This window comes from Comamonas sp. C24C (genome assembly GCF_053345995.1).
Map to the genome: position 1 here is coordinate 613,960 of NZ_JBKFBC010000001.1, position 19,081 is coordinate 633,040.

The 19,081-nt window shown below is 63.4% G+C and carries 15 protein-coding genes; 1 reads left to right on the plus strand and 14 read right to left on the minus strand.

Annotated elements, in window-relative coordinates:
• From accD to ACLBXN_RS02820, 12 genes are all read right to left on the minus strand, one after another.
• The coding region (gene accD / locus ACLBXN_RS02765) for an acetyl-CoA carboxylase, carboxyltransferase subunit beta (RefSeq protein WP_447611051.1) at positions 1-812 on the minus strand (812 nt) is incomplete at its 3' end.
• A gap of 186 nt (positions 813-998) precedes the next feature.
• Positions 999-1,808, minus strand: coding sequence for a tryptophan synthase subunit alpha (gene trpA / locus ACLBXN_RS02770; RefSeq protein WP_034364947.1), 810 nt, complete (start codon positions 1,806-1,808; stop codon positions 999-1,001).
• Positions 1,805-3,097, minus strand: coding sequence for a tryptophan synthase subunit beta (trpB, locus tag ACLBXN_RS02775; protein ID WP_043007186.1), 1,293 nt, complete (start codon positions 3,095-3,097; stop codon positions 1,805-1,807). The genes trpA and trpB overlap by 4 nt, the downstream gene beginning before the upstream one ends.
• Entirely contained in the window at positions 3,022-3,807 is a 786-nt protein-coding gene (locus tag ACLBXN_RS02780; RefSeq protein WP_447611052.1) for a phosphoribosylanthranilate isomerase, read from the minus strand. Before ACLBXN_RS02780 ends, trpB begins: the two co-directional genes overlap by 76 nt.
• Before the next feature lie 42 nt (positions 3,808-3,849).
• Complete coding sequence (gene truA / locus ACLBXN_RS02785) at positions 3,850-4,680, minus strand: tRNA pseudouridine(38-40) synthase TruA (RefSeq protein WP_043007190.1); 831 nt, start codon at positions 4,678-4,680, stop codon at positions 3,850-3,852.
• Positions 4,681-4,720: 40 nt separating this feature from the next.
• Entirely contained in the window at positions 4,721-7,651 is a 2,931-nt protein-coding gene (locus ACLBXN_RS02790) for a FimV/HubP family polar landmark protein (protein WP_447611053.1), read from the minus strand.
• Between the two features lie 372 nt (positions 7,652-8,023).
• Positions 8,024-9,136 (minus strand): aspartate-semialdehyde dehydrogenase, encoded by a 1,113-nt coding sequence (gene asd, locus ACLBXN_RS02795; protein WP_447611054.1) that lies wholly within the window; start codon positions 9,134-9,136, stop codon positions 8,024-8,026.
• A gap of 374 nt (positions 9,137-9,510) precedes the next feature.
• Positions 9,511-10,587: a 3-isopropylmalate dehydrogenase gene (gene leuB, locus ACLBXN_RS02800; protein ID WP_034353433.1), complete on the minus strand. Its 1,077-nt coding sequence runs from the start codon at positions 10,585-10,587 to the stop codon at positions 9,511-9,513.
• A 237-nt stretch (positions 10,588-10,824) separates the two neighbouring features.
• The gene (gene leuD / locus ACLBXN_RS02805) at positions 10,825-11,481 is read right to left on the minus strand and encodes a 3-isopropylmalate dehydratase small subunit (protein WP_447611055.1); all 657 of its coding nucleotides are present in this window, start codon (positions 11,479-11,481) and stop codon (positions 10,825-10,827) included.
• A 25-nt stretch (positions 11,482-11,506) separates the two neighbouring features.
• The gene (locus tag ACLBXN_RS02810; protein WP_043007199.1) at positions 11,507-11,632 is read right to left on the minus strand and encodes an entericidin A/B family lipoprotein; all 126 of its coding nucleotides are present in this window, start codon (positions 11,630-11,632) and stop codon (positions 11,507-11,509) included.
• A gap of 24 nt (positions 11,633-11,656) precedes the next feature.
• Entirely contained in the window at positions 11,657-13,078 is a 1,422-nt protein-coding gene (leuC, locus tag ACLBXN_RS02815) for a 3-isopropylmalate dehydratase large subunit (RefSeq protein WP_407715271.1), read from the minus strand.
• Positions 13,079-13,142: 64 nt separating this feature from the next.
• A complete protein-coding gene (locus tag ACLBXN_RS02820; RefSeq protein WP_043007203.1) occupies positions 13,143-14,111 on the minus strand; it encodes a LysR substrate-binding domain-containing protein in 969 nt (322 codons plus the stop codon).
• 371 nt (positions 14,112-14,482) lie between these two features.
• Between ACLBXN_RS02820 and ACLBXN_RS02825 the strand changes: the two genes are divergently transcribed.
• On the plus strand, positions 14,483-15,760 hold the full coding sequence (locus tag ACLBXN_RS02825; RefSeq protein ID WP_447611057.1) for a tetratricopeptide repeat protein: 1,278 nt from the start codon (positions 14,483-14,485) through the stop codon (positions 15,758-15,760).
• Positions 15,761-15,827: 67 nt separating this feature from the next.
• On the opposite strand, the gene dnaJ is transcribed toward ACLBXN_RS02825, so the two are convergent.
• Both dnaJ and dnaK read right to left on the minus strand, forming a co-directional pair.
• The gene (gene dnaJ / locus ACLBXN_RS02830; RefSeq protein WP_211457552.1) at positions 15,828-16,961 is read right to left on the minus strand and encodes a molecular chaperone DnaJ; all 1,134 of its coding nucleotides are present in this window, start codon (positions 16,959-16,961) and stop codon (positions 15,828-15,830) included.
• Between the two features lie 100 nt (positions 16,962-17,061).
• Positions 17,062-19,005, minus strand: a complete 1,944-nt coding sequence (gene dnaK / locus ACLBXN_RS02835; RefSeq protein ID WP_447611058.1) for a molecular chaperone DnaK — start codon at positions 19,003-19,005, stop codon at positions 17,062-17,064.
• Between the last annotated feature and the right edge of the window lie 76 nt (positions 19,006-19,081).

The following is a 19,081-nucleotide window of genomic DNA, read 5'->3' on the forward strand; positions in this document are numbered from 1 at the left end:
AGCTCACGGCGGTCGACGATCATGTCCACTGCGCCCTTGTCCTGCAGGAATTCGGCGCGCTGGAAGCCTTCGGGCAGCTTCACGCGCACGGTGGTTTCGATCACGCGAGGGCCGGCAAAGCCGATCAGGGCCTTGGGCTCGGCGATCACGATATCGCCCACGAAGGCGAAGCCAGCGGACACACCGCCCATGGTCGGGTCGGTCAGCACGGAGATATAGGGCAGACCCTTCTTGGCCAGACGTGTCAGCGCAGCATTGGTCTTGGCCATTTGCATCAGCGACAGCAGACCTTCCTGCATGCGGGCACCACCGGTGGCGGTGAAGCAGATGAAAGGCACCTTCTGCTCGATGGCGGTTTCCACGCCGCGCACAAAGCGTTCGCCGACCACGGAGCCCATGGAGCCGCCCATGAAGTCGAACTCGAAGCAGGCCACGACCACATTGATGCTCTTGACGGAGCCGCCCATGACGATCAGTGCGTCGGTCTCGCCGGTGTTCTCCAGCGCTTCCTTCAGACGCTCGGGGTACTTGCGGCTGTCCTTGAATTTCAGCGGGTCGACAGGAATGACTTCCTGTGCGATTTCATAGCGGCCTTCGGCGTCGAGGAAATGGTTCAGACGTGCGCGCGCACCGATGCGGTGGTGGTGGCCGCAGGTCGGGCAGACGTTCTGGTTCTTTTCCAGATCGGTCTTGTACAGAACGGTTTCGCAGCTGGGGCACTTGATCCACAGACCTTCGGGAATCTGCTGGTGGCGTTCCGTCGGATTGGTCTGCTGGATTTTTGCAGGCAGAAGTTTTTCAAGCCAAGACATGGTGTTTCCTTTTCAGTTTCCACTGCACTGCACGCTACTCGCAACCCGTGAGAGCAGCGTGGTACAGGCACTGGCGCAATCTCATCAGAGACAGCGATCAAGGGCCACCCCGCCGCGAAGCTGTCGTCCCCCTTCAAGGGGGACGCGGCGCAGCCGCTCAGGGGGTGGCTAATTTCTAGGGGTGCATTATGCGTCGAGAGCCTTTCGCACACCACGCAGAAAGTCTATTGCCAGAGGCACGATCTTCTCGTGGGGCTGGTTGTCGAGCAGGTCAATGATGCGGCTGCCGATGATGACGGCGTCGGCCACCTGGCCCACGGTCTGTGCGGTCTGGGCATCGCGAATGCCGAAACCCACGCCCACGGGCACGCTGACATGCTGGCGAATGCGCGGCAGCATGGCCTCCACGGCCGAGGTGTCCAGAGCGCCCGAACCGGTCACGCCCTTGAGCGAGACATAGTAGACATAGCCGCTGGCCACGCGGGCCACCTGTTGCATGCGCTCGTCCGTGCTGGTGGGAGCCAGCAGGAAGATCAGGTCCATGTCGCGGGCCTTGAGCTTGGCTGCAAACTCTTCGCATTCCTCGGGCGGATAGTCCACGATCAGCACGCCATCGACGCCGGCTGCGGCGGCATGGTTGACGAAGGCATCTTCGCCATGGATCTGATCGTAGCGCTCCACGGGGTTGGCATAGCCCATGAGCACCACGGGCGTGGTCTGGTCCTTTTTGCGGAACTCGGCCACATAGGCCAGCACCTGGCTCAGGCCCACGCCGTTGGCAATGGCCTTGTCGCCTGCACGCTGGATGGTGGGGCCGTCGGCCATGGGGTCCGAGAAGGGCACGCCCAGCTCGATCACGTCGGCACCGGCTTCCACCATGCCGTGCATGAGAGGAGGGGTGATGGCAGCGAACGGGAAGCCTGCTGTCACATAGGGAATCAAGGCCTTGCGGCCTTCTTCCTTGAGCTTGTTGAAGGTGGCGGTAATTCGGCTCATAACTTGTTGCCCCCTGCGGCAGCCTTGGCTGCATCATGTCCGGGAGCGCCCTTGACGGTGAGGCCGCGCATGGAAGGGCGGTCGAAGTATTCGGCACCCGACAGGTCGGCCACGGTGCCGATGTCCTTGTCGCCGCGGCCGGAGAGGCTGACGAGAATGGACTGGTCGGCGCGCATGGTCTTGGCCAGCTTCATGGCATAGGCCACGGCGTGGCTGGACTCCAGAGCCGGGATGATGCCTTCGGCGCGGCACAGGTAGTGGAAGGCGTCCAGTGCTTCCTGGTCGGTAATGCCTACGTACTGGGCGCGACCGATTTCCTGCAGCCAGGCATGTTCAGGGCCCACGCCGGGGTAATCCAGGCCGGCGCTCACCGAGTGGGTCTCGGTGATCTGGCCGTTTTCGTCCTGCAGGATGAAGGTGCGGTTGCCATGCAGCACGCCCGAGCTGCCTTTTTGCAGCGAAGCCGAGTGTTTGCCGGATTCCAGACCCTCGCCCGCCGCTTCCACGCCGAACAGTTTAGTGTTCTCGTAGGGGATATAGGGGTAGAAGATGCCCATGGCATTGCTGCCGCCGCCCACGCAGGCGACCACGGCATCGGGCTGTGTGTCGGCGCCCAGGAACTCGGGCATCTGCGTCAGGCACTCGTCGCCGATGACCTTCTGGAAGTCGCGCACCATCATGGGGTAGGGATGGGGGCCGGCCACGGTACCGATGATGTAGAAGGTGTTGTCCACATTGGCCACCCAGTCACGCATGGCTTCGTTGAGCGCATCCTTGAGCGTTCTGGAGCCGGACTCCACGGGCACCACGGTCGCACCCAGCAGCTTCATGCGGTAGACATTGGGGCTTTGGCGCTTCACGTCCTCGGCACCCATGTAGACGATGCACTCGAGGCCGTAACGCGCGCAGATGGTGGCCGTTGCCACGCCGTGCTGGCCGGCGCCTGTCTCGGCAATGATGCGCGGCTTGCCCATGCGCTTGGCGAGCATGGCCTGGCCGATCACATTGTTGATCTTGTGTGCACCTGTGTGGTTGAGGTCCTCGCGCTTCAGATAGATCTGCGCGCCGCCCATTTCGCGGCTCATGCGCGAGGCGTGATAGACGGGCGAGGGACGGCCTACATAGTGGGCCAGCTCGGACTGGAATTCGGCGATGAATTCGGGGTCGTTCTGATACTTTGCGTAGGCCTCACGCAGCTCGGTAAGGGCGTGTGTCAGGGTTTCGCTGGCGAAGCTGCCGCCGTAGCGGCCGAAATGGCCGTGGACGTCGGGATACTGGTATTCAAACATGTGTCAGTCTGCAAAATTTGGGCATCAGCTGCGCGTACGGCAGCAATGAAGCGGTGAATCTTGTGGGCATCCTTGATGCCTTTGAGGGGCTTGCCGTCGGGACCTTCGGCCTCGACACCAGAGCTCACATCAACGGCCAGAGACAACCCGCGAGGGCGCACTTGCAAGATGCCATCGGTCACGTTTGCAGGCGTGAGTCCACCAGACAAAACGAGGTGAGAGTCGACGCTTGTTGGCAGAAGTGACCAATTGAATGCCTTGCCGCCGCCACCATAACCATCGACATGGGCGTCGAGCAGGATGGCTTGGGCCTTTGAATAACGTTGGGCATATTCTACGAGGTCAAACCGGGCCGCATCGTCTCCAAGGGGTATGCGCGCCGCGCGCAACCAGGGCTGGACGCCCCGGGTGGAGGCTTCGCAATCCGCCGCCGATTCATCACCGTGAAATTGCACGCAGGCGTTTGGTATTAGGTCGCAGGCAGCTATCACATTGGTAGCTGTTTCATTCACAAAGAGCAAAACAGGTGTGACAAAGGGCGGCAGTCGCCGGGCCAGCTCGGCCGCGCGCTGCAGCGTCACGGCACGCGGGCTTGGCGCATAGAGCACGAAGCCGATGGCGTCGGCGCCGGCGGCCACCGCGGTGTCGACATCCTGCTCGCGGGTCAGGCCGCAGATCTTGATGCGGGTGCGGGAGGCAATGGAAGGCATGACTAATCCCTGGCGTTGCAGCAATCGTTGGCGGGTGGCCGCTCAGGGCAGCCAGGCAAACGGAGGGGTGTCGGCAGGCAGACCCCAGCGTGTATCGTAAATGGGGCCGAGAAAGTACAGGCCGTCAGGGGAGAAGGTGGGTGCGGCCACCTCGCGCGAGCGTGCCTCCAGCACCTGCTGCATCCATTCCACGGGCTTGGAGCCCTGGCCCACGTAGATCAGGCAGCCCATGATGTTGCGGATCATGTGATGCAGAAAAGCGCTGCCCTCGAACTCGAAGCGCCAGTAGCCGCATTCCATCTGCGCGTCGCGCATGGGGGCCTGGCCGGCGGGGCGGTAGTGGATGTCAATGCGGCGCAGGGTCTTGACCGGGCTCTTGGCTTGGCAGCCCGCGGCGCGAAAGGACGAAAAATCATGCTCGCCCAGCAGCAGATCGGCGGCTGCGCGCATGCGCTGCGCATCCAGCGTCTGAAACACCCAGCCGACCCGGCCCTGGTCTACGCTGGGGCGCACGGGAGACTGCAGCAGCACATAGGCATAGCGACGTGCGGTGGCACAGGCGCGGGAATGGAAGCCATCCGGGCCGTCGGCCACCTCGGCCGCCCATTGCACGGCAATGTCCTTGGGCAGAAAGGTGTTGGTGCCGCGCACCCAGGAGTTGGGCGCACGCTGCAGCTCGGTGTCAAAGTGCACGACCTGCATCAGGCCGTGCACACCCGAATCGGTGCGACCGGCACAGATGGTGGAGACTTCTTGAGCAGCAAAGCGGCCCAGGGCCGCTTCGAGTTTGTCTTGTACGGTGTTGCCATCGGGTTGGCTTTGCCAGCCGCGATAGGCCTGACCGTTGTAGCTGACGCCGAGAGCTATGCGCATGGCATGGCTCCCGGCGCGGGGTCTGAATGCATCAAATCAATCAACCAATCTGAGAGAGAAGGCTGTGAGCCTTGGCCTTGAGATCGCCATGTGCCTCGGCGATCACTTCCTCGATCAGTGTACGCGCTCCGTCGCTGTCGCCGATGGCATTGAACTCTTCGGCCAGGGCCAGCTTGGTGGCCAGCGGGTCCTCGGGCTCGGAAGGCGCCGGCACGGCATCGATGGTTGCGGTGTCGTCGGAGGTTCCCAGATCCAACGACAGGCCGCTGAGGTCGAAAGTCACCTCGGGCTGTGCAGGGGCGGCGGCGGGGCTGTCGCTCTCCTCGGCAGGCTGCTGCAAGGTCAGCGCTTCGATATCCTGCTCTGCGCCAGGGCCCTCCTGGCTGGAGGAGAGCTCCAGCGGGGTCGTTTCCTGTCCGCTTTCCGGCTCGGGCTGGGACTGCAAGGGCAGGGCGAAGCTGTCGAGGTCGAACTCGAGGGCATTCAGGGTGCCTGGCTCGGCGGGGGCCGGGGCAGTGACGGGAGCCGGAGCCTGAGAAGCCGTGGCGGGCAGGTTGAACGAAGCCAGATCGTCGAGGTTCAGGTTCAGGCCATTGTCTGCTGCGGGTGCCGGCTCGGACGCGGTGACAGGGGTGTCCCACTGTGCCAGTGCCGCGAAATCCTGCTCGTTGGGCAAGGAAACGGGCTCGGAGGCCACGGGCGCTGCGCTGGCTGCTGTGTCGGGCAGGCCTGCTGGCAGTTCCAGATCCATGTCGAAGTCCATGCCGGCAGGCTCCGTGGGAGGGCCTTCGCGGCTGGCCGCCGCTTCGGCGGCCTGTGCAGCAGCCAATGCCGAGCCGAAGCCTACGGCGGCGGCGACGCCGCCTTGCAGCGCGGTCGATGGATCGGTGGGGCTGAAGGCGTTGGGCGCAGCCGCTGCGCCTGCCTGGAGCTGGGGAGCGCCGCCCAGCTGGTAGGTCAGATTGTCGGGATCCAGGATGCGGCCCTGATCGGCCAGTCGCTGCCATTCGGGGCCCTTGCCCTGGGTCAGCGCAAAGACGTTGTTGGCAACCGAGGCGTAGGCCATGCGGTCATGGCGCTTGGCATAGATTTCAGCCAGCTTCTGGTGCAGCACCAGGCGGTTGGGGTCGGTGCGCAGTGCTTCCTTGAGGATTTCCTCGGCCTGCAGGTCGCGGCCGTAGGCCAGGTACACATCGGCTTCGGCCAGCGGGTCCACATCGCCGGCGTCGAGCTGGCTGGGAGAGTACTGCATGGACTGGCCCGACATCTGGCTGCTGCTGGTCGTGGTGTCCACGCGCTGGCCGCCGCTGGCGCCGAAGAAGGAGTCCGCCGACAGCTGGCTGTCGCCCAGCGTGCTGTCCGCGCTTGCCGCAGCGGCCTTGCGACGCTGAGAAACACGGTAGCCGCCATAGCCCAGCAGCAGGGCCAGCAGTGCCGCACCTGCCAGCGGGATGGTGGGGTCTTCCATCAGGCTGTCGATAAAGCTGGGCTCTTCGGGAATGGGGGCAGGTGCCGCCACAGGCTTGGGAGGGGCAATCGGTGCAGGCGCTGCAGGCTCGGCTGCGGCTTGCGCCTCTGGTGCGGGCGCGGCGTCGCCAGGCTTGCCGGCCTCGGCTGGTGCCGCTCCGGCTGCCGCAGCTGTGGCTGTCACAGCATCGGCTGCCACGGCCGGCGCCAGGGCTGGTGCTGCAGGTGTTGCAGCGGCATCGGCAACCGGAGCAGGAGCTGCCACATTGGCGGCACCGGTCGCGGGCACGGCGACGCCGGGGCCTGCCGCAGGCGCAGCGGCTGCCGGTGTGCCAGCCGCGGGAGCTGCAGCCGTTCCGGCAGGTTTGGTGGCGGCCGCAATCTGGCTCAGCTCGGCCATGTTGCGCTTGAGTTCATCGGCGCGCGCAGACTGGTCGGCAGCCTGCTTTTGCTGGGCCATCTGCTCGTCGGCTGCAACGCCCTTGACGGAACCCTTGGACAGGGTCAGCTTGTCGGGGGCGGCGGTAGCGGCCTTGGCATCTGCGACATGGGCCTGAACCTGGCCGGAGGCACTGCGCGATGCGGCTTCCACGGTGGCCACAGGTGCCACGCCTGCAAGTTGACGGCGGAACTGGTTGAAATCCTGAGACTGGGCCGCCATGATCTGGCGTGCTTCCTTGGCCGAGGTTGCCTGGGCCGCAGCCTGATCGGGCATCTGAACCACGACGCCGCTGCGCATGCGGTTGATGTTGCCATTGACAAAGGCCTGGGGGTTGCTGCGCAGCATGGCCACCAGCATCTGGTCGAGAGAGACGCCTGCGGGCTTGTGCGCCGCAGCAAGGCGTCCGGCGGTGTCGCCGGTTCTGACGCGAACTTCGTCACCACTGCCAGCAGGTGCTGCAGCGGCGGCCTGCCGCTTGCGCAGCGGCTTCGCCGCGGCTTCGTCCTGGTCGCGGTCATTGCGCAGGTCCCGGCCAGTGGTGCCGACAGGGCTGGAGGCAGTCCGTGTGGTCACGGCGGCACGTGCTGGCGCAGGTGCAGGCACTGCGGCAGGCGTGGCCTGAGCCGCAGTGGTGGGCACAGGAGCAGGGCGGCGCGTTGCCGGGGGGTCAAGCAGCAAGGTGTAGTTGCGCTGCAGCTTGCCCGATGCCCAGTTGGCATCGATCACCAGATCGACGAAGGGATCGTTGACCGGCTGAAAGCTGCTGAGCTTGAGCACGGCCGTGCCGTTGGCGCGCTTTTGCACCTGCACGCGCACCGAATTGGCCGTGCCTGTGAATTCCATGCCCTGGGCGCGGAAGGCGGCTGGCGATGCAATGGCCGCCTGCAGGCTGTCGGCTTCGGCAGCGCTGAGCTGAGGGATTTCAACCTCGGCACGCAGAGGCTCACCCAGAGCCGACTGCACCGTGATGCGCCCCAATGCCAATGCCCATGCATCGGTGGCCGAGAGGCTTGACAGTGCGAGGGTGGCTGCGGCTAGCGCAGAGAGTTTCCAGCGTTGCATAGGGCTCAGACTTGATTCGTGCAGCCTACAGCCCTCTTGTTCTTGATCGGGTTTGTGGCTGCGGTGCACATAAAAAATTGGAAATTCCAGCAGGCGGCAAAGGTCTCTCGGGCCGGCGGACACAGTTTGCATTGTCAACGACGCTATTGCAATGTGAGCAAAAGCATGGCTGGCAAGGCGCTGAATTGTTGTCGATTGGCAACGAGATGAAACCTAATGTAGCTTGGCTGACGGTTTGCATTCGCCCGAATAAGCGGGCAATTGTCGCCCAAGCCCGGAGCCCGGGGATGAAAAAAGCGCCAGTCATCACGCGGATGACCGGCGCTTTGCTGCGCTGGATCAAGCCGTCAGGCGGCTTGATGGCGGCCGGTATCAGGCTGCCAGCAGGATGCGCAGCATGCGGCGCAGGGGCTCGGCAGCACCCCACAGCAGCTGGTCGCCGATCACGAAGGCCGAGACGTACTCGGGGCCCATGTTCAGCTTGCGCACGCGGCCCACAGCCACTTCCAGACCGCCGGTGGTGGCAGCAGGAGTCAGCTCCTTGACGGTCTCGGCGCGGTCGTTGGCCACGAACTTGACCCAGGGATTGCCGGCCTTGATCAGGGCTTCGATCTCTTCCAGGGGCAGGTCCTTCTTCAGCTTCAGGGTCAGAGCCAGGCTGTGGCAGCGCATGGCGCCAATGCGCACGCACAGGCCGTCGACGGGGATGGTGGCTTCGGTGCCGAGAATCTTGTTGACTTCGGCCTGGCCCTTCCATTCTTCCTTGGACTGGCCGTTGGGCAGCTGCGCGTCGATCCAGGGGATCAGGCCGCCGGCCAGAGGTGCGCCGAAGAATTCGGTGGGCACATCGTCACGGATGGTCTGGGCCACCTTGCGGTCGATTTCCAGAATCGCCGAAGCAGGCGTCGCCAGCTCGTCGGCGACGGCGGCGTGCACCACGCCCATGCCCTTGAGCAGCTCGCGCATATGGTTGGCGCCACCGCCCGATGCGGCCTGGTAGGTCATGGAGGAGACCCATTCCACCAGACCGGCCTTGAACAGACCGCCCAGACCCATCAGCAGGATGGAGTTGGTGCAGTTGCCACCGATCCAGTTCTTGCCACCGGCAGCCAGCTTCTGCTGGATCAGGTCGTCGTTGACGGGGTCCAGCACGATGACGGCGTCGCTTTCCATGCGCAGCGAGGAGGCGGCGTCAATCCAGTGACCGTTCCAGCCGGCGGCGCGGATCTTGGGGAAGACTTCCTTGGTGTAGTCGCCACCCTGGCAGGTGATGATGATGTCGCACTTGGACAGCTCGGCGATGTCGTTGGCGTCCTTCAGCTCGGTGTGCACCGTGGCCATGGCCGGAGCCTTGCCACCTGCATTGGAGGTGGAGAAGAACACGGGCTCGATCAGCGCGAAGTCGCCTTCGGCCTGCATACGATCCATCAGCACGGAGCCGACCATGCCGCGCCAGCCCACCAAACCTACCAATTGCTTGCTCATTTGAAACGCCCTTTCAGTTTTGAAAACAGTAGCTTGAGACTGCTTCGGCCGGCTCGTCAGGGCCGGAAGGGGCGCGCGACGAACCGGGCTGGGTCAGCCTGTAATCGTCTTAATGGTGATTGCGCGCGCATTCACACCGGCAGTCTTTGCGGGTGTGACGATTTCGGGAGCGAAGGTGCGTGCGGCAAACATAAGAGTTGTCATTCTAGCGACTAGAGAAAAAGCTTGAAGAACTAAAAGTGCTTGAAACTCTAGTCAAAACGTCGAAATAAATGATTTATTTTTGACGTTTTGTTTTATTTGGTGCCGAAATTTGCGTCAAACCCAAAGCCGCCGCTTGCGGGCGGCGGCTGGGCTTCAGCGGTTTCGGTGCCTCAGACGCCGGCCAGCGCCTTGACCACGGCATCACCCATTTCACGGGTGCTGACCTTGGTCGTGCCTTCGCTGTAGATGTCGGCAGTGCGCAGGCCGTCGGCCAGCACTTTTTGCACGGCAGCTTCGATCTTCTGGGCGGCTGCTTCCTGGCCCAGGCTGAAGCGCAGCATCATGGCGGCCGAGAGAATGGTGGCCAGGGGGTTGGCGATGCCCTTGCCGGCGATGTCGGGAGCCGAGCCGTGGCTGGGTTCGTACAGGCCTTGCTTCTTATCGTTCAGGCTGGCGCTGGGCAGCATGCCGATGGAGCCGGTCAGCATGGAGGCTTCGTCGGAGAGGATGTCACCGAACATATTGCCGGTCACCACCACGTCGAAGCGCTTGGGTTCCTTGACCAGCTGCATGGCGGCGTTGTCCACATACATATGGTCCAGGGCCACATCGGGGTACTGCTTGGCGACTTCGCTGACCACGTCCTTCCACAGCTGGAAGGTTTCCAGCACATTGGCCTTGTCCACGCTGGTCACGCGCTTGCTGCGCTTCTGGGCGGCCTGGAAAGCGACATGGGCGATACGCTCGATCTCGGGACGGGTGTAGCGCATAGTGTCGAAGGCTTCCTCGGCACCGGGGAAATGGCCGTCGGGAGCCACACGGCGGCCGCGCGGCTGGCCGAAGTAGATGTCGCCGGTCAGCTCGCGGATGATGAGGATGTCCAGGCCTGCCACCAGCTCGGGCTTGAGGCTGGAGGCGTGGGTCAGTTCCTTGTAGCAGATGGCGGGACGGAAGTTGGCGAACAGGCCCAGGGCCTTGCGCAGGCCCAGAATGGCCTGCTCGGGACGCAGGGGGCGGTCCAGCGTGTCGTACTTCCAGTCGCCCACGGCACCGAACAGGATCGCATCGGCTTCCTGGGCCAGCTTCAGCGTGGCGGGAGGCAGGGGGTGGCCGGCAGCTTCGTAGCCGGCACCGCCCACGGGAGCGGTTTCCATCTCCAGGCCCAGATTCAGGGCCTCGAGCACCTTGACGGCTTCCGCGACGATTTCGGGACCGATGCCATCACCGGGCAAAACTGCAATCTTCATGATGTTCCTTTGATTAATTTGATAGCTGTTAGCGCTCGTTATTCATAGATTTCAGATTGAATTAATGCTGATGTTCATGAATAGAAGGCGCAAGCAGCTCATTTATGGGTAGCAACCTAAAAACAAGCACGCCCCAAACAAGGGGCATCAAGCAAGGGCCGCCCCGCAGCGAAGATGCCGTCCCCCTTCCGATGCAACGCATCGAGAAAGGGGGAAGCCGCGCAGCGGCTCAGGGGGTTACTTCTGAATCAACGTATGCGCCAGCCAGGGCTTTTGCGCCAGGCGCTCGGCTTCGAAGGCCTTGATCTTGTCGGCGTGGCGCATGGTCAGGCCGATATCGTCGAAGCCGTTGAGCAGGCAGTACTTGCGAAAGGCGATGACGTCGAAGGCGATCTCTTCGCCCTGCGGGCGGACGATCACCTGGCGCTCCAGGTCGATGGTCAGCTCGTAGCCGGGGAAGGCCGCGACGTCGTTGAACAGCTGGTCGATCGTGGCCTCGGGCAGCACGATGGGCAGCAGACCGTTCTTGAAGCTGTTGTTGAAGAAGATGTCGGCAAAGCTGGGGGCCAGGATGGCGCGGAAGCCGTACTGGTCCAGGGCCCAGGGCGCGTGCTCGCGGCTGGAGCCGCAGCCGAAGTTCTTGCGCGCGATCAGGATGCTGGCACCCTTGAAACGGGGCTGGTTGAGCACGAAGTCGGGGTTGGGCTTGCGGTCGGCCTCGGGCACGCCGGGTTGGCCGGGCTGGTCCAGATAGCGCCACTCGTCAAACAGGTTGGGGCCGAAGCCGGTCTTCTTGATGGACTTCAGGAACTGCTTGGGAATGATGGCGTCGGTGTCGACGTTCTCGCGGTCCATGGGGGCGACAAGGCCCTTGTGCACGGTGAATTTTTGCATGGCGTGAATTCCAGGGATCAAGGGTTCAGCGAGCGGCTCGTTCGATGGCGCTGCCCGCACTTTGCACGTCCTGGCCCAGGCCCTTGACGGTGTTGCAGGCGGCCATGGTGAAGGCCAGGCCGATCAGGAGAATCGTGACGGAAGGCTTCATGCTCTGTCTCGCTGAAGAAATGGTTTAGGAGAACTTGCGGATGTCGACAAAGTGGCCGTGGATGGCTGCCGCAGCGGCCATGGCGGGGCTGACGAGGTGGGTGCGGCCACCGGCGCCCTGACGGCCTTCGAAATTGCGGTTCGAGGTCGACGCGCAGCGCTCGCCGGGCTCCAGGCGGTCGGCATTCATGGCCAGGCACATGGAGCAGCCGGGTTCGCGCCATTCAAAGCCGGCGGCCTTGAAGATCTGGTCCAGGCCTTCGCGCTCGGCCTGTTCCTTGACCAGACCGGAGCCGGGCACCACCATGGCCAGCTTGATGTTCTTGGCGACCTTCTGGCCCAGGTTCTTGACCACGGCCGCGGCTTCGCGCATGTCTTCGATGCGGCTGTTGGTGCAGGAGCCGATGAACACCTTGTCGACAAAGATGTCGTTGATGGGCTTGCCGGGTTCCAGTGCCATATAGGTCAGCGCACGTTCGATGGCGCCGCGCTTGTTGGAGTCCTTTTCCTTGTCGGGATCGGGAACGGCGGCATCGATGCCCAGCACCATCTCGGGGCTGGTGCCCCAGGTCACCTGCGGCACGATGTCGGCGGCGTTCAGCTCCACCACACGGTCGAACTTCGCGTCGGCGTCGGAATGCAGTGTCTTCCAGTAAGTGACGGCGGCATCCCATTCGCCACCCGTGGGCGCCAGGGGGCGGCCCTTGATGTAGTTGATGGTCTTGTCGTCCACGGCGACGAGACCTGCGCGAGCGCCGCCTTCGATGGCCATGTTGCAGACCGTCATGCGGCCTTCCACGCTCAGGTCGCGGATGGCTTCGCCGGCAAACTCGATGGTGTAGCCCGTGCCGCCGGCGGTGCCGATCTTGCCGATGATGGCCAGCACGATGTCCTTGGCGGTGATGCCGGGTGCGACCTTGCCGTTGACCTGCACCAGCATGTTCTTGGCCTTCTTGGCCAGCAGGGTCTGGGTGGCCATCACGTGCTCGACCTCGGAGGTGCCGATGCCGTGGGCCAGCGCGCCGAAAGCGCCATGGGTGGAGGTGTGGCTGTCGCCGCAGACCACGGTCATGCCGGGCAGGGTCGCGCCTTGCTCGGGGCCCATGACGTGAACAATGCCCTGGCCCTTGTCCATGAAGGGAAAGAAGGCCGCCGAACCGAACTCGGCGATGTTGCTGTTCAGCGTGGTGATCTGTTCCTTGCTGATGGGGTCGGCAATGCCGTCATAGCCGCGCTCCCAGCCGTCGGTGGGCGTGTTGTGGTCGGCCGTGGCCACGACCGAGCTGACGCGCCACAGCTTGCGGCCGGCCATGCGCAGGCCTTCAAAGGCCTGGGGGCTGGTGACTTCGTGCACCAGATGGCGGTCGATATAGAGGACGGAGGTGCCGTCTTCCTCGGTGTGAACGACGTGCTCGTCAAAAATCTTGTCGTAGAGGGTGCGTCCCATGGTGGTCTCGTGAGGTTGGTTTGTTGGGAGGATTCTGTGTTCTGTGGCGGACCTGAGCAGTGCTTCAAGCCTTGGCGCTGGCGGGGCAGAGGTGATCGACCAGCAGACGGGTGGTCACCGGCAGCGCTTCAAAGTCGCGCGCCACCACGCAGAGTTCGCGGTGCGCCCAGTCGTCGGTGAGCCGCACGGCGCGCAGATGGCCCACGCCATGCATCAGCTCGAATGCGCGGTCGGGCAGCAGACCCAGTCCCAGTCCGTTGTCGATCATGCGGCACATGGCGTCCAGGCTGGTGACCTGGATGCGCTGGTGCAGCGGGTGGCCGGCCTGAGCCGCGGCAGAGCGCATGGCCAGGCTGATGGAGGAGCCCGCATGCAGGCCGACGATGTCCCATTCCAGCACTTCCGTGAAGGCCACGCTCTCGCGATCGGCCAGGGCATGGCGCTCGGGCACGACGACGACCAGCCTGTCTTCGCGATAGCTGCGGTATTGCAGCGGCACATTGCCCTGGCTCAGTTGCACGGTGGCCTGCTGGCCTTCGCTGCTTCTGATATTGCCCAGCGTGCAGATGCCGATATCGGCCGTGCCCTCGGCCACCGCACTCAGCACGTCGGGGCTCAGGTGTTCCTGCAGGTCGATCTTGATCTGGCTGTGCTCGCGTGCAAACGCCCCCAGGTCCTCGGGCAGAAACTGCACGATGGCCGACATATTGGCATGCATGCGCACATGGCCGCGGACGCCGTCGGCGTATTCGGAGAGCTCGCCCTGCATGCGCTCCAGCCCGTACAGCACATTGCGGGCATGGTGCAGCAGGCTTTCGCCAGCCGGCGTCAGCGTCACGCCGCGGCTGTGGCGATAGAGCAGGGCGGTATCCACCGTCGCTTCCAGGTCGGACAGGCGCTTGCTGACGGCCGAGGCCGCAATGAACTCGCGTTCAGCGGCGCGGCCAATGCTGCCCAGTTCGCACACGGCGACGAACAGCTGAAGCGAGGTGAGATCGATGCGGCGCGCAAAACTGCGCTCTGAATTCTTCATGGGGTAGGCTCAAGTCTTCTCGTTTCGAGAAGTTTTCAGCATTTTTACCGATTAATTCATGTGAATCCATCTTTGAATGAGATGTCTTGGTTGGCGATGGGTAAATTTTGGCGATGGGTGATTTCTTGTTTTGCGATGGTTGGGCGTGAGCTGGAGCAGCAATGTTGCATTTGCCGGTTTCGCGTACTTGCATTTTCATAGCGCAGGCTCTAGATACTGGAATCGTGCAAGCCCGATCCGGCCATGGGGCGCGGGAGGTCTTCCCGGCGTCAGGGCCCCGCATTTTTTACAAAGTAAATCGTCAGTAAAGCAGTCTGGAAGCGCCGCTATTCGCTGCAAAAATGTGAGTTATGAGAGTTCCGAACCATCCGATGTCCGATAGTGAGCCTTCCGAGTTGCCAGCCCTGGCTTCGGCCGGGGCACCCCTCTTGAACCGCAGCCGCTGCTGGAGCCATGCCTGCCTGCTGGCGGCGGCCCTGGCTCTGGGTGGTGGCATGGCCTTGCCGGCTGCCGCCAAGGGCAAGACCCCGGCCAAGTCCAGCGCGGCCGCGCCAGCCAAATCGTCCAAGTCCGCCAAGAGCACGACTTCAGGCGCTGCCAAATCTTCAGCAGCCAAGGCCGGCAAGAAAGGCCGTGCCGGTCGCCATGCGGCAGCGGCCGGGGCTGCGGCAGCCGGTGCTGCAGCGGCCGCTCCGCTGGGCCGCGAGCATTGGACGCCGGATGCCAGAAACAATCAGGCCGAGGATGCCAAGGAGCTGGCCGCCATGCGTGCCGAAGCCCAGACGGGCGATGCCAAGGCCCAGTATCTGCTGGGCTCGCGCTATCGTTTCGGCAAGGGCGTGAACCAGGATCTGGCCCAGGCCGTGCACTGGTATCGCCAGTCGGCCGAGCAGGGCTATGCGCCTGCGCAATCCGATCTGGGGGTGCTCTACGCCAATGGGCGGGGTGTGACGCTGGACGAGGCGCAGGCTGTGAGCTGGTACCGCAAGGCGGCAGATCAGGGTGACGGCATTGCGCAGAACAATCTGGGGCTGATGTATGCCGAGGGGCGTGGCGTGGCCGCAGACGATGCGCAGGCCGTGAAATGGTTCGAGCGCTCGGCCAAAAGCGGCGAGGCTGCTGGCCAGTACAGTCTGGGCGTGATGCTCTCCAGCGGCCGCGGCGTCAAGGAAGACGGGCGTGCCGCCCTGCAATGGTTTGAGCAGGCGGCCGAGAAAGGCCATGCCGATGCCCAGTACAACGCCGGCATGATCTATGCCGTGGGTGCCCTGGTGCCCCAGGATCTGACGCGCGCTGCACGCTGGCTGGAGAAGTCTGCCGGCCAGGGCAATGCGGCGGCGCAGTCGTCTCTGGGTTTTCTCTATGCCAACGGCCAGGGCGTGGCGCAGGATGCAGGCCAGGCGGCGCGCTGGTTCGATCGCGCGGCCAAGCAGGGCTACACGCTGGCGCAGTCGAATCTGGCGGCCATGTATGCCAGCGGCCAGGGCGTGCAGAAGGACATGGGCAGGGCCTATTTCTGGCTGACCATCGCCCAGGTCAAGGATCCTTCGCTGCAAAGCCGCATGCAGACGGCGGAGCAGGCATTGAGCCCGTCGGAGCGGTTGAAGGTACAGCGCGAGGTGCGTAGCTGGAAGCCGGGCAAGGAGTGATTTCCGCCCTCTGAAAAAAAGCCCATCAGGCGCATGGCCGATGGGCTTTTTTGTTGAGCGTCAGTGCTTAGCTGAAGAAGCTTTTCAGGCGATCCGTCCAGCTCTCGCCGCTGGGCGAATGCTTGGAGCCGCCCTTCTTGAGCGATTCATCCAGATCCTTGAGCAGCTTGCGCTGGTACTCGGTGAGCTTGACCGGGGTCTCCACCACGATGTGGCAGTAGAGATCGCCTGGGTAGCTGGAACGAATGCCCTTGATGCCCTTGCCGCGCAGGCGGAACTGCTTGCCGGCCTGCGTGCCTTCGGGGATGTCGATCGCCGCTTTGCCCTGCAGCGTGGGCACTTCGATCTCGCCACCCAGGGCAGCGGTGATGAAGCTCACGGGGACATTGCAGTGCAGATCGTCGCCGTCGCGCTCGAAGATGTCGTGATCCTTGACGCGAATCTCGATATAGAGGTCGCCTGCCGGGCCGCCATTGGTGCCGGGCTCGCCGTTGCCGGCCGAGCGGATGCGCATGCCGTCGTCGATGCCGGCGGGAATCTTCACTTCCAGCGTCTTCTGGCGCTTGACCTTGCCCTGGCCGCCGCAGGAGGTGCAGGGCTCGGGAATGATCTTGCCCGTGCCACGGCAGTGCGGGCAGGTCTGCTGCACGCTGAAAAAGCCCTGGCGCATCTGCACCGTGCCCATGCCGTTGCAGGTGGAGCAGGTCTTGGTGCTGGTGCCGGGCTTGGCGCCGCTGCCGCTGCAGGTGTCGCAGCTGTCCCAGCTCGGAATGCGGATCTGGGCATCCTTGCCCTTGGCGGCTTCTTCCAGGGTGATTTCCATGGAATAGCTGAGGTCGTTGCCACGGTAGACCTGACGGCCGCCGCGACCGCCGCGGCCGCCGCCGCCGTTGAACATATCGCCAAAGATGTCGCCAAAGGCCTCGGCAAAGCCGCCGAAGCCCTCGCCGCCGCCCATGCCACGGTTGGGGTCCACGCCGGCATGGCCGTACTGGTCGTAGGCCGCGCGTTTCTGGCTGTCGGAAAGCATCTCGTAGGCCTCTTTGACCTCCTTGAACTTTTCCTCGGCTTCCTTGGCCTTGTCGCCCTGATTGCGGTCAGGGTGGAACTTCATCGCCAGCTTGCGATAGGCCTTCTTGATGTCATCGTCCGAGGCGCTTTTGGCAACGCCCAGAACTTCATAGTAGTCACGTTTGGACATGTGAGTTTTCGGTCGGATGGAACAGGAACGCCGCGCCAGCTCCTGAGAGCCCGGCGCGGCGGCAAGCGGTCAATGGTTTGAGGCCAGGACCTGCCCGCGCTTAGTCCTTCTTGACTTCCTTGACTTCGGCGTCAACCACGTTGTCGTCAGCGGCAGCCGAGGCGCCGGCACCGGCGGAGGCACCTGCTGCGGCAGCAGCGGCTTCGGCACCGCCAGCGGCCTGTGCGTCGGCGTACATCTTCTCGCCCAGCTTCTGGCTGGCAGTCATCAGGGCCGTGGTCTTGGCGTCGATGGCGTCCTTGTCCTCGCCCTTGAGCGCTTCTTCCAGTTCCTTGACGGCGGCTTCGATGGCGCCCTTTTCGGCAGCATCCAGCTTGTCGCCATGTTCGGCCAGGCTCTTGTTGACGCTGTGAACAGCAGCTTCGCCCTGGTTCTTGGCAGTCACCAGTTCCAGCTTCTTCTTGTCATCGGCGGCGTTCAGTTCCGCATCCTTGACCATGTTCTGGATTTCTTCTTCCGACAGGCCCGAGTTCGCCTTGATGGTGATCTTGTTTTCCTTGCCGGAAGCCTTGTCCTTGGCCGACACGTTCAGGATGCCGTTGGCGTCGATGTCGAAGGTCACTTCGATCTGGGGCACGCCACGACCTGCGGGCGGAATGCCTTCCAGGTTGAACTCGCCCAGCATCTTGTTGGCGCTGGCAATCTCGCGCTCGCCCTGGAACACCTTGATGGTCACGGCAGGCTGGTTGTCTTCAGCCGTGGAGAAAGTCTGCGCGAACTTGGTCGGGATGGTCGTGTTCTTGCTGATCATCTTGGTCATGACGCCGCCCAGGGTTTCGATACCCAGGGACAGGGGAGTCACGTCCAGCAGCAGCACGTCGGAGCGCTCGCCACCCAGCACCTGGCCCTGCACGGCAGCACCCACGGCCACGGCTTCGTCGGGGTTCACGTCCTTGCGGGGATCCTTGCCGAAGAATTCCTTGACCTTTTCCTGCACCTTGGGCATGCGGCTCATGCCGCCGACCAGGATCACGTCGTGGATGTCGGACACCGAGATGCCTGCATCCTTGATGGCGGTGCGGCAAGGCGCAATCGTGCGCTCGATCAGATCGTCCACCAGCGACTCCAGCTTGGCGCGGGTCAGCTTGATGTTCAGGTGCTTGGGACCTGTGGCATCGGCGGTGATGTAGGGCAGGTTGATGTCGGTCTGTGCGGAGTTCGACAGCTCGATCTTGGCCTTTTCAGCGGCTTCCTTCAGGCGCTGCAGAGCCAGCACGTCCTTGGACAGATCAACGCCTTGTTCCTTCTTGAACTCGTCGATGATGTAGTTGATGATGCGCTGGTCGAAGTCTTCGCCGCCCAGGAAGGTGTCGCCGTTGGTCGACAGCACTTCGAACTGCTTTTCGCCGTCCACGTCGGCGATTTCGATGATGGAGACGTCAAAAGTGCCGCCACCCAGGTCATACACGGCCACCTTGCGGTCGCCCTTGCCCACCTTGTCCAGGCCGAAGGCCAGGGCAGCAGCGGTAGGTTCGTTGATGATGCGCTTGACTTCCAGGCCGGCGATGCGGCCGGCATCCTTGGTGGCCTGACGCTGGGCGTCGTTGAAGTAGGCGGGCACGGTGATGACGGCCTCGGTCACGGGCTCGCCCAGGAAGTCCTCGGCGGTCTTCTTCATCTTGCGCAGCACTTCGGCGCTGATCTGGGGGGGAGCCAGCTTCTGGTCGCGCACTTGCACCCAGGCGTCGCCGTTGTCGGCCTTGACGATCTGGAAGGGCATCAGGTCGATGTCCTTTTGCACCTCGGCTTCGGCGAACTTGCGGCCGATCAGGCGCTTGGCAGCGTAAATGGTGTTCTTGGGGTTGGTGACGGCTTGGCGCTTGGCGGATGCGCCCACCAGGATTTCGCCGTCTTCTTGATAGGCGACGATGGAGGGGGTGGTACGGGCGCCTTCGCTGTTTTCGATCACGCGGGTGTTGTTACCCTCCATGATGGCGACGCAGCTGTTGGTGGTGCCCAGGTCAATACCGATGATTTTTCCCATAATTCTCTCCGTAATCTGTTGAATGTTTGCTTGATTCGTCACTTGTGGGCACTGCGGCTGGCTTCAAGAGCCATCA

Bases quoted from the DNA above. Each gene is read 5' to 3' on its own strand.
- trpA (WP_034364947.1), bottom strand. From the start codon at position 1,808: ATGAGCCGAATTACCGCCACCTTCAACAAGCTCAAGGAAGAAGGCCGC.
- trpB (WP_043007186.1), bottom strand. From the start codon at position 3,097: ATGTTTGAATACCAGTATCCCGACGTCCACGGCCATTTCGGCCGCTAC.
- ACLBXN_RS02780 (WP_447611052.1), bottom strand. From the start codon at position 3,807: ATGCCTTCCATTGCCTCCCGCACCCGCATCAAGATCTGCGGCCTGACC.
- truA (WP_043007190.1), bottom strand. From the start codon at position 4,680: ATGCGCATAGCTCTCGGCGTCAGCTACAACGGTCAGGCCTATCGCGGC.
- ACLBXN_RS02790 (WP_447611053.1), bottom strand. From the start codon at position 7,651: ATGCAACGCTGGAAACTCTCTGCGCTAGCCGCAGCCACCCTCGCACTG.
- asd (WP_447611054.1), bottom strand. From the start codon at position 9,136: ATGAGCAAGCAATTGGTAGGTTTGGTGGGCTGGCGCGGCATGGTCGGC.
- leuB (WP_034353433.1), bottom strand. From the start codon at position 10,587: ATGAAGATTGCAGTTTTGCCCGGTGATGGCATCGGTCCCGAAATCGTC.
- leuD (WP_447611055.1), bottom strand. From the start codon at position 11,481: ATGCAAAAATTCACCGTGCACAAGGGCCTTGTCGCCCCCATGGACCGC.
- ACLBXN_RS02810 (WP_043007199.1), bottom strand. From the start codon at position 11,632: ATGAAGCCTTCCGTCACGATTCTCCTGATCGGCCTGGCCTTCACCATG.
- leuC (WP_407715271.1), bottom strand. From the start codon at position 13,078: ATGGGACGCACCCTCTACGACAAGATTTTTGACGAGCACGTCGTTCAC.
- ACLBXN_RS02820 (WP_043007203.1), bottom strand. From the start codon at position 14,111: ATGAAGAATTCAGAGCGCAGTTTTGCGCGCCGCATCGATCTCACCTCG.
- ACLBXN_RS02825 (WP_447611057.1), top strand. From the start codon at position 14,483: ATGTCCGATAGTGAGCCTTCCGAGTTGCCAGCCCTGGCTTCGGCCGGG.
- dnaJ (WP_211457552.1), bottom strand. From the start codon at position 16,961: ATGTCCAAACGTGACTACTATGAAGTTCTGGGCGTTGCCAAAAGCGCC.
- dnaK (WP_447611058.1), bottom strand. From the start codon at position 19,005: ATGGGAAAAATCATCGGTATTGACCTGGGCACCACCAACAGCTGCGTC.